At 65.0% G+C, this 15,863-nt stretch carries 12 protein-coding genes; 4 read left to right on the top strand and 8 right to left on the bottom strand.

Features of this window, described 5'->3' with window-relative positions:
• Positions 1 to 58: 58 nt before the first annotated feature.
• Complete coding sequence (locus CAER_RS0122665) at positions 59 to 2,533, bottom strand: penicillin acylase family protein (protein WP_027237512.1); 2,475 nt, start codon at positions 2,531 to 2,533, stop codon at positions 59 to 61.
• Between the two features lie 116 nt (positions 2,534 to 2,649).
• Between CAER_RS0122665 and CAER_RS0122670 the strand changes: the two genes are divergently transcribed.
• Complete coding sequence (locus CAER_RS0122670; RefSeq protein ID WP_027237513.1) at positions 2,650 to 3,522, top strand: NAD(P)-dependent oxidoreductase; 873 nt, start codon at positions 2,650 to 2,652, stop codon at positions 3,520 to 3,522.
• Between the two features lie 99 nt (positions 3,523 to 3,621).
• Here the strand turns inward: CAER_RS0122670 and CAER_RS0122675 are convergent, their stop codons facing one another.
• Positions 3,622 to 4,197 (bottom strand): lipid-binding SYLF domain-containing protein, encoded by a 576-nt coding sequence (locus CAER_RS0122675; RefSeq protein ID WP_027237514.1) that lies wholly within the window; start codon positions 4,195 to 4,197, stop codon positions 3,622 to 3,624.
• Positions 4,198 to 4,336: 139 nt separating this feature from the next.
• Positions 4,337 to 5,335, bottom strand: coding sequence for a porphobilinogen synthase (hemB, locus tag CAER_RS0122680; RefSeq protein WP_027237515.1), 999 nt, complete (start codon positions 5,333 to 5,335; stop codon positions 4,337 to 4,339).
• Positions 5,336 to 5,520: 185 nt separating this feature from the next.
• On the opposite strand from hemB, the gene CAER_RS0122685 reads away from it, so the two are divergent.
• Positions 5,521 to 6,042: a hypothetical protein gene (locus CAER_RS0122685; RefSeq protein ID WP_027237516.1), complete on the top strand. Its 522-nt coding sequence runs from the start codon at positions 5,521 to 5,523 to the stop codon at positions 6,040 to 6,042.
• Between the two features lie 71 nt (positions 6,043 to 6,113).
• Positions 6,114 to 9,569 carry a transcription-repair coupling factor gene (mfd, locus tag CAER_RS0122690; protein WP_027237517.1) on the top strand — a complete coding sequence of 1,152 codons (3,456 nt, stop codon included), beginning with the start codon at positions 6,114 to 6,116 and terminating at the stop codon, positions 9,567 to 9,569.
• A 54-nt stretch (positions 9,570 to 9,623) separates the two neighbouring features.
• Here the strand turns inward: mfd and CAER_RS0122695 are convergent, their stop codons facing one another.
• From CAER_RS0122695 to CAER_RS0122710, 4 genes are all read right to left on the bottom strand, one after another.
• Positions 9,624 to 11,297, bottom strand: coding sequence for a tetratricopeptide repeat protein (locus tag CAER_RS0122695; protein WP_027237518.1), 1,674 nt, complete (start codon positions 11,295 to 11,297; stop codon positions 9,624 to 9,626).
• A 61-nt stretch (positions 11,298 to 11,358) separates the two neighbouring features.
• Positions 11,359 to 12,582: an MFS transporter gene (locus CAER_RS0122700; protein WP_027237519.1), complete on the bottom strand. Its 1,224-nt coding sequence runs from the start codon at positions 12,580 to 12,582 to the stop codon at positions 11,359 to 11,361.
• A gap of 153 nt (positions 12,583 to 12,735) precedes the next feature.
• Complete coding sequence (locus tag CAER_RS0122705; RefSeq protein WP_154667821.1) at positions 12,736 to 13,392, bottom strand: DsbA family oxidoreductase; 657 nt, start codon at positions 13,390 to 13,392, stop codon at positions 12,736 to 12,738.
• A 5-nt stretch (positions 13,393 to 13,397) separates the two neighbouring features.
• Positions 13,398 to 14,903, bottom strand: a complete 1,506-nt coding sequence (locus tag CAER_RS0122710) for a class I adenylate-forming enzyme family protein (RefSeq protein ID WP_027237521.1) — start codon at positions 14,901 to 14,903, stop codon at positions 13,398 to 13,400.
• 64 nt (positions 14,904 to 14,967) lie between these two features.
• On the opposite strand from CAER_RS0122710, the gene CAER_RS0122715 reads away from it, so the two are divergent.
• Entirely contained in the window at positions 14,968 to 15,591 is a 624-nt protein-coding gene (locus CAER_RS0122715; RefSeq protein WP_027237522.1) for a helix-turn-helix domain-containing protein, read from the top strand.
• A 10-nt stretch (positions 15,592 to 15,601) separates the two neighbouring features.
• On the opposite strand, the gene CAER_RS0122720 is transcribed toward CAER_RS0122715, so the two are convergent.
• Positions 15,602 to 15,832: a hypothetical protein gene (locus CAER_RS0122720; protein ID WP_008556657.1), complete on the bottom strand. Its 231-nt coding sequence runs from the start codon at positions 15,830 to 15,832 to the stop codon at positions 15,602 to 15,604.
• Between the last annotated feature and the right edge of the window lie 31 nt (positions 15,833 to 15,863).

Genomic DNA, 15,863 nt, shown 5'->3' on the forward strand with positions numbered 1-15,863 from the left:
CTTGATGCACATTAAAAAACGGGCGCCGCAGCGCCCGTTTTTTATTGCCCCGGTCCGGTTACCGCGGGGTGATCCGGGTGATGCCGACCGCAGCGGCGCGGGCCAGATCCTCGTCCAGCGACATCGGGATATACTCGCCGCGGCGCCATAGCTGGGCCATGTCGTCGTAATAGCGCGACAGCGGGTGGCCGGACTGGCCGGTGGACACGATGAAGACTGAGCTGTCCGGGTCAGCGAAATCATAAACCCCGCGGTAGCCGGCGGCGTGGATGTTCTGGAACGGATGCGGATCCTTGCCGGAGCTTTTGCCGCGCTGAAGGGTGTTGTCGCTGCCGCTGGTGGACTGGCGGATGTTCACGAAATAGCGCAAAAGCGGCACCTTGCCCAGAACGGCGTGGTCCTGCGCCGCCTGGTGGGCATCGCCCCAGCGCAGCGATTCCAGCGCACTGCCATAGCGCTCCTCAATCCAGATCAGGGCATCGTCCAGCGCCAGCCGGGCCATGTCGGTGCAGCTTTCCTGCGGCGCGCTTTGGATTACGTCGCACCACGCCGACGCGCCATCGACATTGCGGTAGACCCGCTCGATGAACAGCGGTTCCACATGGCGGAAGGATTTGGCCACTGGTCCCAGCTCATCCGTGATCAGCCGGGCCTGCAGCGCCCGCACCCAAGCGGCATAGATCAGCGGCTCCGGCAGGTGCTCGTTCATCTCGCCGTTCCACTCCGACAGCAGGGTCAGGGCAATCTGGCGCTGGCGCTCGCGGGTGCCGGCAGGTGCGGCTTCACCGGTGAACCACAGGTCGGCGCCGATCAGCGGCAGCAGGGTGCGCGCGGTATAAGACACCGTGTCCAGCTGCGCCTCGATAAAGCTGTCGCGGGTATGCACCTCGCGGTTCTGCATCAGCTTCTGCCAGCGGTGGATGCGCTGCGTGTCGCCCCAGTCAAAGGAGACGTGGGCCGGGAAGGTGCGGTCCAGGATCTTGTTGTTGGTGTTGCCCAGAATGCCGCCGGCGGGGCGCAGGAACTCAGGGTTATCCGCATAGGGCGCACGGCCCAGCCAGCGGTTCTCCGGGTGCCACCCCTGGCTGGGCATCCGGCCTTTGCTCTGGTGCTTGCTGTCGCGTGCCGGGAAGGCGCCGACGGTCTTGAGCGCGATGGTTTCGCCGTCCGCAAGCGTCAGGTTCTGAGACGGCGCGATGAAATCCTCGCCCGCGGCGATGGCTTCCTGCACCGAAGTGCTGCGCATCAGATTGATCGCCGCGCTCATCGAGGTGTCCTTGGGGCTGAGCACAGTCCAGCTGAGCGACACCACGTGGCCGGGCGGGGTGATATCCGCCAGGTTGAACATGGAGCCGGGCAGGACCGGGCCATTGTCGGTCCAGCGCAGGGTCAGGGTGACCGGGGCCTCGTCCTTGATCTTGATGATCGAGGGGCGGGAGATGAAATCCTTGTAGCCGTCAACGCTCAGGTATTCCTGGGGGTTTTCCGGGTTCAGCTTTTCGATGAACAGGTCCTGATCATCCAGGTAGGACGAGGTGACCCCCCAACCCAAGGCGTCGGAGCGCCCGGTGATGACGGCCGGGATGCCGGGGATGGTGCCGCCGATCACGCCGCCTGTGCCCAGCTCCAGCCGCGCCAGGTACCAGACGCCGGGGGCGCTCAGGCCCAGATGCGGGTCATTGGCCAGCAGCGTGCCGCCCGCGGCCGACCGGCTGGGCGCGGCGGCCCAGGCGTTCGAGGCGCCGGCCAGGCCGCGCGGCGCCACCGGGAACAGCAGGCTGTCCTCCTCAGCACTGTCGGCGGAGGCAAAGCGGCGGGTGCCGGGCACAAGCTCGGCGTATTCGGGCAGCGCTGTGATGCCGGTTCCCGGCGCATCCGGCAGGATATCCTTGATCCGGGTTTCGTCATTCAGCGCCAGCGAGGTGCGGGCGCGCAGGATTTCTTCGCGCATGTGGCCCGACAGCTGCAGCGCCATCAGCTTCATGATGGCGATGCTGTCGGCGGGCTGCCAGGGGGCCACAGGCATGTTGAAAAGAAACATCTCCGGCGCGCCGCGGCCAAGCGCGTCTTCGTTGATCTCCAGCAGCCGGGCGTTGACGCCGGCGGCATAAGACTCGAGTGCGGCCAATGTCTCAGGCGATTGCACCTCCACCGACTGCCGCGCCAGATTGTAGATGTCCAGGCGCCGCAGGTAGGTGTCGGTCTCCACTGTGCGGGTGCCGAAGATCTCCGACAGGCGGCCCTGGGCGGTGCGGCGCATCACTGCCATCTGCCATAGCCGGTCCTGGGCGTGGGCATAGCCGAGGCCGAAATAGACATCCTCGTCACTGGCGCCATAGCTGCCGAAGATATGCGGCACGTTGGCGTTGTCGCGGACAATTTCGACCGGTGAGGACAGGCCGGGCAGGGCGAGGTCCTTGTCATATTCGGGCAGCGATTGCGAGGCGAGGTAATAGACCAGAAGGGCGGCCAGAACGCTCAGCAGAATCAGCCCCGCAGCAATGCGCAGAAGCCAGCGGAAGAGATGTCCCATCAGCGGTTGTTTCCCATTGGGTTTTTGTCATTTCCACCGGCCGGAAGATTGCGCCTTGCGGCGGCGGTGTTAGGGTTGGCGCCAACATAAGCGAAGACAGATCAAGGGAAAAGCAAATGGCAAAAATCGCGTTTCTGGGGCTCGGCGTCATGGGGTATCCGATGGCCGGCCACCTGCAGGCCGCGGGCCATGAGGTCACCGTCTATAACCGCACCGAGGCCAAGGCCAAAGCCTGGGCCAAAGAGCATGGCGGCCATTTCGCCGCCACCCCGCGCGCCGCGGCTGCGGGCGCGGAGTTCGTCATGGCCTGTGTCGGCAACGACGATGACCTGCGGTCGGTGTGCCTGGGGGCGGATGGCGCTTTTGCGGGCATGGCCAAGGGCACGGTGTTTGTCGACCACACCACAGTATCGGCCAAGGTAACGCGAGAGCTGTATGCGGCGGCGCAGGACCACGGCGCCGCCCTTGTGGATGCGCCGATTTCCGGCGGTCAGGCCGGGGCGGAGAACGGCGCGCTGTCAGTCATGTGCGGCGGTGATGAGGATGCCTATGCGCGGGCGGAGCCGGTGATCGGCGCCTATGCCCGCATCTGCCGCCGCATCGGCGAGAGCGGCGCCGGGCAAATGACCAAGATGTGCAACCAGATCGCCATCGCCGGGCTGGTTCAGGGCTTGAGCGAGGCGCTGCATTTCGCTGAGAAAGCTGGGCTGGACGGGCGCGCGGTGGTCGAGGTGATCAGCCAGGGCGCGGCGGGAAGCTGGCAGATGGCCAACCGTTACGAGACCATGCTGGACGATCACTTCGAGCACGGCTTTGCGGTGGATTGGATGCGCAAGGATCTGGGCATCTGCCTGGATGCCGCCGATGAAACCGGCGCCAGCCTGCCGGTGACGGCTCTGGTCGATCAGTTCTACAAGGACGTGCAGAAGATGGGCGGCGGGCGCTGGGATACCTCGTCGCTGTTCAAACGCCTGCGCCAGTTGGGCTGAGCGGAAATGAAAGTGGCCTTTCCGGTTGGAAAGGCCATGCCTCCGGCGGAGATATTTCGGGCTAGATGAAGGAGCGGATCCTTGCCGGCCGGTTCCCGTTCAGGGGATGATGCGGGTGTATTTGGTGCCTTCCAGGGTGGCGCCCACACGCAGGCCGGCCTGCCCGAAGACGGCGGCAAGCACCGGCGAGGTCAGGGTATTGGTGTCAGCGGTCAGCGAGTTGCCCTCGTCCTTGATCACATATTCCACGTCGGCGCCTGCGGCCCAGCCGGAGGAGCGGCGGAAGCCGGCCAGCGCGTCCTGGGTCATGAAGAACAGCACATGGGCATATTGCTGGGCGCCGATCTGCAGCCCTGCGTTGCCTTTGACGGTGGAATAGTAGTCGACAGTCACGCCGTTGATCCGCAGCGCACCGCGCCCGTAGGCGCCGCCGAACACAAAGCCGGCCTCTGTCACCAGCGGCATCACCAGCATGCCGGTTGCCTTTTCGGCCAGGGTGCGGGTGTTGGGGTACTGGCTGTACATCTGGTTCAGCGTCGCATCAACACGGGCGTCGATGGTGGCGGCGTTGCTGTTGCCGACGCCGTTGCCGCAGGCGGCGGTAACCCCGGCACCGGCCAGGGCGGCCAGGGCAAAGCCGCGGCGGGTCATGCGGGAAGAGGAAAAACTGCTCATTTCTCAGGTGCCTGTAATGATTTGCTGCAAGGCCGGTTTGGCCCGGCTCTGGGGTTGTGTATACGCGGAAAACCGCTGCCTGTCATCAATTGCAAAGCGGTTGTTGGCGGCTTCCCGCTGAAGTGATCCGGCGCAGCCGTCAGCCGTTCAGCAGCTTGGCCGCCGCCGGGGCGAAATAGGTCAGGATGCCGTTGCAGCCAGCCCGCTTGAAGGCCATCAGGCTTTCCATCATCACCTTTTCGCCGTCGATCCAGCCGTTTTGCGCCGCCGCCTGGATCATCGCGTATTCGCCGGAGACCTGATAGGCATAGGTCGGGACGCCAAAGGCGGATTTCACGCGGTGGCAGATGTCCAGATAGGCGATGCCGGGCTTGACCATCACCATGTCGGCGCCTTCCATCAGGTCGCGCTCAATCAGCCGCAGCGCCTCGTCGCTGTTGGCCGGGTCCATCTGATATGTCTTCTTGTCGCCCTTCAGCGCGCCGGAGGCCCCAACCGCATCGCGGAACGGCCCGTAGTAGGCAGAGGCGTATTTGGCCGCATAGGACAGGATTGCCACGTTGTGGTGGCCCGCGTTTTCCAGCGCGTTGCGCATGGCGCCGATGCGGCCGTCCATCATGTCGGAGGGGCCGATGATGTCCGCGCCGGCATCCGCCTGCGCGAGTGTCATCTTGACCAGCGCCTCCACCGTGGCGTCATTGACGATCTCGCCGTCCACCACATAGCCGTCGTGGCCGTTGATATTGTAGGGGTCCAGCGCCACGTCGGTCATCACCGCAATTTCCGGCGCCGCGTCCTTAATGGCGCGGATGGCGCGGTTGGTCAGATTGTCCGGATTCCAGGCCTCGGCGCAGTCCTCGGTCTTGAGCGAGGCGTCGGTATAGGGAAACAGGCAGATGGCCGGGATCCCCAGCGCCTGCGCCTCAACCGCGGCTTCGGCGATCTTGTCCACCGAGCGCCGCATCACGCCGGGCATGGAGGCGACCGGTTCCTCAACGCCATCACCGTCGCGGACAAACACCGGCCAGATGAAATCGGACGGGGTCAGGGTGTTTTCCTGCACCAGGTTGCGGATCGCCTGGCTGGCACGGGTGCGGCGCAGGCGGGCGGCGGGAAAGGGCGCGACGGTGGGCTTCATGGCGGTCTCTCGTTTTGGCTGGCCCATGGGTGGCATGGAAGCGGCCCCGGGAACAAGAGGCACATTCGCCGCGCCGGAAAACTTGTGCAACCTGCGGGGCTTGCCTGCGCGCGCTTCCCGGTTGATATAGGTCCGGTTGACGATATTCCGGCCCGGAAACCTGCGGGCGCAAGATGGGGGCTGGCGTGGATCTGCTTCATATTATCTATGAGATGATTGAGCTGCGGTCATTCTCCAACCTGTGGTACTGGATTTCGCTGGCGGTGCTGTGGTCCTCAGCCAGCCATTGGATCCTGGGGGTGCCCTATGACATGGTCTACCGGGCGCAGCGCAAGGGCGGCCAGGCGGAACAGGACCTGGAGGATATCGCCCGGGTCAACGTGAACCGGCTGATGTATATTTCCGAGGTGTCGGGGCCCTGGCTGGTGGCGCTGTCGTGTTTCCTGCTGTCTGGCCTGGCGATGCTGGGCTTTGTCTATCTGCTGGAAATCGCCCAGGCGGTGTTTCTGCTGGCCTTCCCGATGGCGGTGGTCGGGGTGATCAGCTATTTCACCGCCCGCCGCATCGCGCAGGAGGGGGCGACGGGCGAGGCGCTGCGCAAGCGCTTGGCCTTTTGCCGCCTCTATATCCAGTTCGTCGGCGTGATATCCATTGTGGTCACCGCGTTCTGGGGCATGTATCAGAACCTGACGATCGGAGCATTGTGACAGGCGGCGCAACAGGCGGCCGGGCAGGTGCCGGGCCGGCGCGCTTGGCGGATTTCTGGAGAGGATAACGCATGGCACAGCGTGCAATCACCATGGGCGGCGCGCCCGAAGGGTTCGACGCCCGGCTGATCCTGAAAGAGGTCCAATCCTCCGGCGCGCCGGTGCTGCATGTGGCCCGCGACGACAAGCGGATGGAGGCGATGCGGGCCGCGCTGGCCTTCTTTGCGCCGGACATGCCGGTGTTTGTGTTCCCGGGCTGGGACTGCCTGCCGTATGACCGGGTGTCACCCAACGCCGACATTTCGGCGGCGCGGATGGCCACCCTGGCGGCGCTGGTGCACCAAATGCCCAAGCAGTTCGTGCTGCTGACCACGCTCAACGCCGCCAGCCAGCGGGTGCCTGCCCGCGAGGTGCTGCGCGAGGCGGCCTTTACCGCCCGCGTTGACCAGCGGATTGATGAGGGCGCGCTGCGCAGCTTCCTGGTCCGCATGGGGTTCACCCAAAGCCCGACGGTGATGGAGCCGGGCGATTATGCGGTCCGCGGCGGCATCATCGACATCTTCCCGCCGGGCGAAAGCGGCCCGGTGCGGCTGGACCTGTTCGGCGACGTGCTGGACGGCGCGCGGCGGTTTGATCCGGTGTCGCAGCGCACCACGGAAAAGCTGGACGTGGTGGAACTGGCGCCGGTCTCCGAGGTGATCCTGGACGAGGCGGCGATCACGCGGTTCCGGCAGAATTACCGGATCGAATTCGGCGCCGCTGGAACCGACGATCCCCTGTATGAAGCTGTCAGTGCAGGGCGCAAGCACCAGGGGATCGAGCACTGGCTGCCGTTTTTCCATGAGAAGCTGGAAACCCTGTTCGACTACCTGCCGCAGGCGGCGGTGACGCTGGATGACCAGGTGACGCCGGCGCGGCTGGCGCGCTGGGACAGCATCGAGGACCAGTACCAGACCCGCAAGCACGCGATGGAGCAGAAGGGCCGCCTCGACACGGTCTACAAGCCCGCGCCCCCGGGCCTGCTGTATCTGGACGATGCCGCCTGGGAGACGGCGGTGGCGGACATGCGCGTGGTGCAATTCCACCCGCTGCCTCAGGCGTCCGGGCCTGGCACGGTGGACGCGGGCGGGCGGATCGGCCGCAATTTCGCGCCCGAGCGCCAGCAGGAGAACGTCAGCTTGTTCGGGGCGTTGGCCGCACATATTAAAACGCGGATGCAGGAGGGGCCGGTTCTGGTCGCCTCCTACTCCGAGGGCGCGCGGGAGCGTCTGTCCGGGCTGATCGAGGACGAGGGACTGGCGGAAGCGATTCCGGTGATGGACGGCACCCGCATCGGCAAGTCCGGCCTGCATCTGGCGGTCTGGGCGCTGGAGCACGGGTTCGAGGCGCCCGGCCTGACGGTGATCTCGGAACAGGACGTGCTGGGCGACCGGCTGATCCGGGCGCCGAAGAAGCGCCGCAAGGCAGAGAATTTCCTGACCGAAACCCAGTCGCTCAGTCCCGGCGATCTGGTGGTGCATGTGGACCACGGCATCGGCCGCTACAAGGGGCTGGAGGTGGTCACCGCCGCGGGGGCCGCGCATGAATGCATCCTGCTGGAATACGCTGAACAGTCCAAGCTGTACCTGCCAGTCGAGAACATCGAGCTCTTGTCCAAATACGGCCACGAGGAAGGGCTGCTGGACCGTCTGGGCGGCGGCGCCTGGCAGGCCAAGAAAGCCAAGCTCAAGGAACGCATCCGCGAGATGGCGGACAAGCTGATCCGCATCGCGGCAGAGCGCGCCCTGCGCAAGGCCCCGGTGATGGACCCGCCGCCGCACGCCTGGGAGGAATTTTCGGCCCGCTTCCCCTATCAGGAGACCGACGACCAGCTGCGCGCCATCGAGGACGTGATGGAGGATCTTCATTCCGGCCAGCCGATGGACCGGCTGATCTGCGGCGACGTCGGCTTTGGCAAGACCGAGGTGGCGATGCGCGCGGCCTTTGTGGCGGCGATGTCCGGTCTGCAGGTGGCGGTGGTGGCGCCCACCACGCTGCTGGCCCGCCAGCACGCGGCCTCCTTCAAGGAGCGGTTCCGCGGTTTCCCCTTGGAAGTCAGGCAGCTATCGCGCTTTGTTTCCACGAAAGAGGCCAGCAAGACCCGCGAGGGTCTGGGCAAGGGGACCGTCGATATCGTGGTCGGCACCCATGCGGTGCTGGCCAAGAACATCAAGTTCCAGAACCTCGGCCTGCTGATCATCGACGAAGAACAGCACTTTGGCGTCGCCCACAAGGAGCGCCTGAAACAGCTGCGCAGCGATATCCACGTGCTGACCCTGACGGCCACGCCGATCCCGCGCACGCTGCAGCTCAGCCTCACCGGCGTGCGGGATCTGTCGATCATCGGCACGCCCCCGGTGGACCGTCTGGCGATCCGCACCTATGTGAGCGAATTCGACAGCGTCACCATCCGCGAGGCGCTGCTGCGCGAGCATTACCGTGGCGGCCAGAGCTTCTATGTGGTGCCGCGGATCACCGACCTTCCGGAGGTCGAGGAGTTCCTGAAGGCGCAGCTGCCGGAGCTGACTTACGTGGTGGCGCACGGCCAGATGGCGGCTGGGGAGCTCGATGACCGGATGAACGCCTTCTATGACGGCAAATACGATGTGCTGCTGGCCACCACGATTGTGGAAAGCGGCCTGGATATTCCGACCGCCAACACCATGGTGGTGCACCGCGCCGACATGTTCGGCCTGTCGCAGCTCTATCAGATCCGCGGCCGGGTCGGGCGCTCCAAAACCCGCGCCTATGCCTACCTCACCACCAAACCGCGCCAGCGGCTGACGCCCGCGGCAGAGAAACGTCTGCGGGTGCTGGGCTCGCTGGATACGCTGGGCGCGGGCTTTACCCTTGCCTCGCAAGACCTTGATATCCGGGGCGCCGGCAACCTGTTGGGCGAGGAGCAGTCCGGCCAGATGCGCGATGTGGGCTACGAACTCTACCAGTCGATGCTGGAAGAGGCGATTGCCAAGATCAAGGCGGGCGAGATGGAGGGCCTGTCGGAGGCCGATGATCAATGGGCGCCGCAAATCAATCTGGGCGTTCCGGTGCTGATCCCCGAGGATTACGTGCCGGATCTCGATGTGCGCCTCGGCCTCTACCGCCGCCTGTCGTCGCTGTCGACCAAGGTGGAGTTGGAAGGCTTTGCCGCGGAGCTGATCGACCGGTTCGGCAAGCTGCCCAAGGAAGTGAACACGCTGATGCTGGTGGTGCGGATCAAGGCGATGTGCAAGCGCGCAGGCATCGCCAAGATGGACGGCGGCCCCAAGGGGGCGACGATCCAGTTCCACAACGACAAATTCGCCTCGCCGCAGGGGCTGGTGGAGTTCATCCAAGGCCAGAACGGCCTGGCCAAGGTGAAAGACAACAAGATCGTGGTGCGCCGGGACTGGAAGAAGGACGCCGACAAGATCAAAGGCGCCTTTGCCATCGCCCGCGATCTGGCAGAGAAAGTCGTGGCCGAGAAGAAGAAGGCGAAGGCGGGGTAAAATACGCCAAGGAAATTCAAACTTCCTTGGCAAACTTCTTCGCAAGAAATTTTCTCAGCCGCAGCAGGAGCTGGGCGTCATCGCCGCCTGAGCGCAGAAACAGGACGCGGCAACGGCGCGGTCAGCGCGTGCCAGCGCCAGATCCAGTTTCTGTTTTATGTGTTCGATTTCAATATCTTCGCCGCGGGCCTTCAGGCAGTCATGCAGGCCTTTGAGGCTCCAGATATTGTCCGGATGGACCGACGCGCGCGGCAGGCTGCCATCCAGCCCGAGGTCGGCGCGGTAGACCGCTTCGGCCTCTGCCGCGCGGCCCTGCTCAAACAGCAGCGCCCCCAGTGCGTGGCGGGTTGGCTGCATCCAGCCCCAGGGCTCATCATACGGCAGGGTGTCGTCCAGATCCGCCGAGCGGCGCAGATGGGCAAAGGCCGCGTCGTAATTGCCCTTGCGGTATTCGATCTCACCGCGCAGCATTTCTGTCGCGATTTCAAGCAGATCCACCACCCGGTTGTTGTGCAGGAGACGGGTGTCGGGCACCCGGGCCTTGGCCGCCAGGAACTTCTGCTCCTCGGCCTCGGCTTCCGCCACCCGGCCGGTTGCGGCATAGGCGACGGCCCGGGCGTAATGGGTGTTGGCCGTGAGGGTCCGGTACAGCTCCGGGTCCGTGGGCAGCTTCAGCGCCATCGCCTCCTCCCAGCGCCCGAAGCGCACCAGTATATGCGGGTGCATCGCCATGTAGCTTTCGAAATAATCCGCCATCGGCGGGCTTTCGATGCGCAGCATGTCCTCCGGCGTCGTGTCCAATATGCCCTGATTGGCCTCCAGCGCGGGCGCAAGCTGGCCCAGGAACATCGCCCCGAAAATGACGAAGTGGTAATTGTGCTGGCGGTAGCCGGTGTAGATGTTGAAGGCGCCCTCGCGCTGGTAATACTTGAGGTCCGCCTCAATCGCTTTCTGGTTCCAATGCACCACGCTGTGGTAATCGCCGCACAGCACGTCGATATGGGTTGGCATATGCACCAGGTGGCCGGCATCCGGAACCAGCGTGCGCAGCACGTCGGCGGCCTTCAGCGCCTTTTCCGGCACAGGCGACATCTCCATCAGATGCACATAAAGATGCAGCAGGCCCGGGTGCCGCATGGCGCCGGGGGCGTTGTCCATCGCCCATTCCAAGACCTCCTGTGCCTCCAGCGTGGCGGCACCTTCGGCGGGCTGGCCGGACTTCAGATCCCACATCTGCCAAGGTGTCAGATTCAAGAGGCTCTCGGCATAGACCGTGCGCAGGTCCAGGTGATCGGGGCAGGCGGCAAAGGCCGCGCGCATGGCATCGGCAAAGGCATAGTCCCAGGCGTGCATGTCCTCCACTGCCGTGCGCTGGGGGTAGCGGGCCTGCAGGGCACGGATCAGCTGCTGTTCAGGCTCGCTGCAGCCCTCGCTGCAGGCCAGCGCGGATTTGGCGGCGTCAAAGGCTTCGGCCAGCGCCTTGGCGCGGCCCTGATCGTCACGCAAGGCCCAGGGCAGGTTGTAGTTCGGCCCAGCCGCATAGGCCACGCCCCAATGGGCCATGGCGCACCGCGGATCATGCTTCAGCGCGCGCTGGAAGCAGGCGATGGCTTCCTCGTGATTGTAGCCATAGGTCCAGACCAGGCCGCGGTCGAACCAGCGCTGCGCCTCGGGCGAGGTGGTGGTCACCGGGCAGGAATAGCTGCCGAGATCATAATCGTAGCCCATGAAAAAAACCTCCCCAACTGATTGGAGAGGTTAGGGTTTGGCTCCCAAACGGGCAAGACGCTTATTCGGCGGGCAGCCGCGCTTCAGCTCTGGCCATCTGCAGCATCAGCAGGAAACCGAGAGCCGCCATGGTCAGCAGCCCGGCGCCCAGCGGCATCAGGGAGCCGTCGAACAACAGTCCGACCGGGGCGGCAATGGCGGCGGCCAGAACGGTGGAGATCGCCCCGATCACCGAGGCCGCCATGCCGGCGATATGGCCCATCGGCTCCATCGCGATGGCGTTCAGGTTGCCCAGGGTGGTGCCGGCCAGAAAGAAAACACTGGTCTGCCAGGCGATGAACAGGCCGAACAGCAGCCCGTCCGGCAGCGGGCTGCAGCTGAGGAACAGCATAGCGGCAGAGGCGACGATCTGCACGGCAAGCGACCATGTCACGATGCGGCGCATCCCGACCCGGACCACGATAGCGGCGTTCAGCAGGCTGGCCGTTCCCGCCATCAGCGCCACAAAGCCGAACCAGAACGGGAAGCTGTCTGCCCGGCCGAAGATCACATCATAGACCGGCTGCACCATGGTCAGCATGGTGAACAGCATACCCAGGCACAGGGTCTGCACCATGATCGACAGGCGCACGGTGGGATGGCCCAGCATCTCCTTTACTGCGCCCAGCATCAGCGGCAGGCGGAACGGGCGGCGGTTTTCCCGGGCCAGGGTTTCCGGCAGCCGCAGTCCCATCCACATCACGATGATGACGGCGAAGATGGCGAAGGCCAGGAAGATGCCGCGCCACCCGGAAAACGCGATGATGCCCGCGCCCAGCATCGGCGCGAAGGCCGGCACCAGGGTAAAGATCATCATCGCAATCGACATCAGGCGTGCCATTTCCCGGCCCGCATACAGGTCGCGCACGATGGCGATGCCGACAATGCGCGGCCCCGCGGCCCCCAGGCCCATAACCACGCGGGAGGCCAGCAGCAGCTCCAGCGATTGCGCCTGCCAGGCAACCGCAGCGGCAACGATATACAGCACCGCACCGCCGGCAATGACGCGCTTGCGGCCGAAGGCATCGGACAGCGGGCCGGTGAAAAAGGTGCCTACACCCATGCCCAGCACAAAGGACGTCAGCACCAGCTGCGCTTGGTTCACGTCGTCCGGGCTCAGCGCTGCGCCGATCTCGGGCAGGGCGGGCAGCATCGCGTCGATGGAAAAGGCAATGGTGGCAAACATCATCGCGATCAGCGCAATGAACTCAGCCTTGGCCATGCCGTGAGCGGGGGACTGTGACATCTGAAACCTCTAACAGCTCTTCAGAGGATTCCGGGGAAATGACGCCGGTCTGGGAGCCGTTCGGTTCCGCTACCATAAACCGGCCAGCCGTGCCAGCGCCCGGCTGCACAGGGCACTGTGCATAGTTGCGATGCTAAGTAAATTCCCGGCGCGCTATGCGCCGTCTGCTGCTTTCAGCTGCTGCAGAATGTCCTCGATGACCTGCTTCCACAGCTCCGGCGGCTGCGCACCCGGCACCGCGTGCTGGCTGGCAACGATGAAGGTCGGCACCGAGGTCACCCCCATCTTGCGGGAATGGGCGTCGCGGTCGCGGATCTCCTGCACGTCGCTGTCGCCTTCCAGCAGACGGGCGGCGACGTCCGCCTCCATGCCGGCTTCCTGTGCGATTTCCGCGAGGACTGCATGGTCGCCAATGTCCTTGGCATCCACGAAATAGGCTTTGAACAGGGCATCGACGACCTGCGTCTGCTTGCCCTCGATCCCGGCCCAATGGATCAGTCGGTGCGCATCCAGCGTGTTTGGGGTGCGCTTCATCGCTTCGAAATTGATCGTCAGCCCGGCCTTCTCCGCGTGTTCCACCACCGGGGCATAGGCCTTCACCGCGCCCTCCTTGCCGCCGAACTTGCGCTCCAGGTAGTCGCGCCGGTCCATGCCCTCGCGCGGCATGTCCGGGTTCAGCTGGAACGGGTGCCACTCGATGACAAAGGGATGATCCGGCACCTCGGCCAGCGCCTTGTCCAGATGGGTCTTGCCGATATAGCACCAGGGGCAGATCGGGTCCGACAGGATGTCGAGCTTGACGGTGGCCATGTGGGTCATCCTTTGAACAGGGCAGGCAGGGCGCGGCGCAGCAGTTTCCCGTTGGCGCCGGTGGGCAGCGCGTCCAGGCGGACATAGGCGCGGGGCTGCTTGTAGCGGGCCAGGCGCCGGGATGCAAAGGCCTGCAGCTCTTCCGTCTTCAACTCTTCGGGACCGGTATAGAAGGCGGCGATGACATAAGTGTCTTCCTTCACCTCCACCGCGGCGGCCCCGGCCTGGGTGATGCCGGGGTGGGCGGCGAGTGCAGTTTCGACCTCGATTGGCGAAACGCGGTAACCGCCGGCGTTCATCATGTCGTCGCCACGCCCCAGATAGCTTATCTGGCCGTCCGCCGCCATCACGCCCTGGTCGCCGGTCAGGAACCACTCGCCCTGGTAACGGGCGGCGGTTTCTTCCGGCGCGTTCAGATAGCCAAGCATCAGCCCGGGGTCGGTGCGGTGGATGGCGATAGTGCCTTCTTGACCCATCGGGACCGGCCCGTCCGCGCCCAGAATGGCCACCTTCCGGCCCTTTTGCGGCTGGCCCAATGCGTCCTCCTGTGCCGGGTGCGACGGTGACGCGGAAATGAAGGTTGAGCATTCCGACATGCCGAAAGCCTCATAAAGCCCGCGGCCGGCGGCGGCCTCCCAGGCTTCGTGAAGGTGGCGTGAGAGCTTTTCACCAGCGCAAAGCCCGTGCCGCAGGTCCGGCAGATCCAGGGGGGCGCCGCGCAGCATCTTGCGGTAAACGCCCGGGGCCGCGGCGAACAGGGTTGCGCGGTGGTGCCGCAGCAGCTGTGGCAGGTCTTCGGGCGGTGTGCCCGGCGCCGGGATCAGCGCCGTGGCGCCCGCGGCCCAAGGGTCCATCAGGCCGGTGCCCAGCGTGAAGGTCCAGTTGAACGCACCCGCGTGCAGCAGCCGGTCCTGTTCCGTCAGCCCGTACCAGCCGTCAATCATCATCTGCCGCGCCCAGACCGCCCGGTGGGCATGCGCCACGGCGCGCGGATTTCCGCTTGTGCCCGAGGTATAGACCACATAGGCCAGCCGGTCCGGGTCCCCGGAAGCGTAGCCGCAGGAGGGAAGGCTGTGCATCGTCAGCAGGTCTGCGGTGGTGATCTGGTGCGGGTGACTCGCGCAGGCCACTGCCGGATCCCGCAGAACCGCCGCGGGCTTCAGATCCGCGATGATGCGGGCGGTTTCGGCCTCCGTCAGCTGGGCAGAGGTGGGCACCGGCACCAGCCCGGCAGCAATGGCGCCGAGATAGGCGATCGGAAACTCGACCGTGTTGCCAAGCCGCATCAGCACGATGTCACCGGGCTTGAGCCCGGCCGCCAGCAGCCCGGTTCCGGTGCCGCGGACGGCGGCCTCCAGCCGGGCAAAGCTCCAATCTTCGCATGCATCGCCCGTCAGGACCGACAGCGCGGTCTTTTCCGCCAGGCGCCCGGCATGGCGCAGCACGTGGGCGGCCAGGTTGAAGGGAGACGGGCAGGGCGCGAAGGGCCCCTGATCAAAAACAGACAGCATGGCAAATGGCTAGCCCGCGCTGTCCTGCGTTGCAAGGCGCGCAGGTGCGGCTTATAGAGTGCCTATGACTGGCCGTGACCCGAAATCCCTGATCACCATCGCCCGTGCCAATGGCGGCGAAGACGACGCAGAACCGCTGGATCTGGGCGCCCGGGTGCGGGAGCTGCGCAAGGCGCGTGACTGGACGCTGGAGCACGCGGCCAATCAGGCCGGGCTGGCCCGCTCAACGCTTTCCAAAATCGAAAACGGCCAGATGTCACCGACTTACGAGGCGTTGAAAAAGCTGGCCGAAGGCTTGCAGATCACTATTCCGCAGCTGTTCACGCCGCCGCAGCGGGATCAGGTGAACGGGCGCATGACGGTGACCAAATCGGGCGACGGATCCGCCCATGCCACCGCGACCTATGAGCACGAACTGCTGGCAGACGGCCTCACGCGCAAGCAGATGCTGCCGTACCGTGCGCGGGTGCGAGCGCGGTCGATGGAAGAATTCGACGGTTGGGTGCGCCATGACGGCGAGGAGTTCCTGTATGTGCTGACTGGCGTGGTCAAGCTCTACACGGAGTTCTATGAGCCGGTCGAGATGCGCCGCGGCGACAGCGCCTATTACGATGCCGCCATGGGGCACAACGTCATCTCCGTCAGCCCCGAAGATGCAATGATCCTCTGGGTGACGTCGCTGGCCTGACGGCAGGGCACTAGTGCTTGCGCCCGTCCAGCTCTCTCAGCAGGCTTTCGATATACAGGAAATCGTCCACCTCCTCCCTGGCTTCATTCAAGGTGAGGTGATGGGTACGGGCCAGATAGGCAACGAATTTGTCCCGGTCATCCAATATGGACGGCGCATTGCTGGCTTTCAGATGCGGAAAGCGCTGTTTGATGCGGGGCATCCTGTCAATCCAGCTGGCAGCTGCTGCTTGTACAGGCATGGGGGGGCACTCCCTGACAAACGGTTTATGT

The sequence above is a fragment of the Leisingera caerulea DSM 24564 genome, from assembly GCF_000473325.1.
Lineage (GTDB): Bacteria > Pseudomonadota > Alphaproteobacteria > Rhodobacterales > Rhodobacteraceae > Leisingera > Leisingera caerulea.

Bases quoted from the DNA above. Each gene is read 5' to 3' on its own strand.
- CAER_RS0122665 (WP_027237512.1), bottom strand. From the start codon at position 2,533: ATGGGACATCTCTTCCGCTGGCTTCTGCGCATTGCTGCGGGGCTGATT.
- CAER_RS0122670 (WP_027237513.1), top strand. From the start codon at position 2,650: ATGGCAAAAATCGCGTTTCTGGGGCTCGGCGTCATGGGGTATCCGATG.
- CAER_RS0122675 (WP_027237514.1), bottom strand. From the start codon at position 4,197: ATGAGCAGTTTTTCCTCTTCCCGCATGACCCGCCGCGGCTTTGCCCTG.
- hemB (WP_027237515.1), bottom strand. From the start codon at position 5,335: ATGAAGCCCACCGTCGCGCCCTTTCCCGCCGCCCGCCTGCGCCGCACC.
- mfd (WP_027237517.1), top strand. From the start codon at position 6,114: ATGGCACAGCGTGCAATCACCATGGGCGGCGCGCCCGAAGGGTTCGAC.
- CAER_RS0122695 (WP_027237518.1), bottom strand. From the start codon at position 11,297: ATGGGCTACGATTATGATCTCGGCAGCTATTCCTGCCCGGTGACCACC.
- CAER_RS0122700 (WP_027237519.1), bottom strand. From the start codon at position 12,582: ATGTCACAGTCCCCCGCTCACGGCATGGCCAAGGCTGAGTTCATTGCG.
- CAER_RS0122705 (WP_154667821.1), bottom strand. From the start codon at position 13,392: ATGGCCACCGTCAAGCTCGACATCCTGTCGGACCCGATCTGCCCCTGG.
- CAER_RS0122710 (WP_027237521.1), bottom strand. From the start codon at position 14,903: ATGCTGTCTGTTTTTGATCAGGGGCCCTTCGCGCCCTGCCCGTCTCCC.
- CAER_RS0122715 (WP_027237522.1), top strand. From the start codon at position 14,968: ATGACTGGCCGTGACCCGAAATCCCTGATCACCATCGCCCGTGCCAAT.
- CAER_RS0122720 (WP_008556657.1), bottom strand. From the start codon at position 15,832: ATGCCTGTACAAGCAGCAGCTGCCAGCTGGATTGACAGGATGCCCCGC.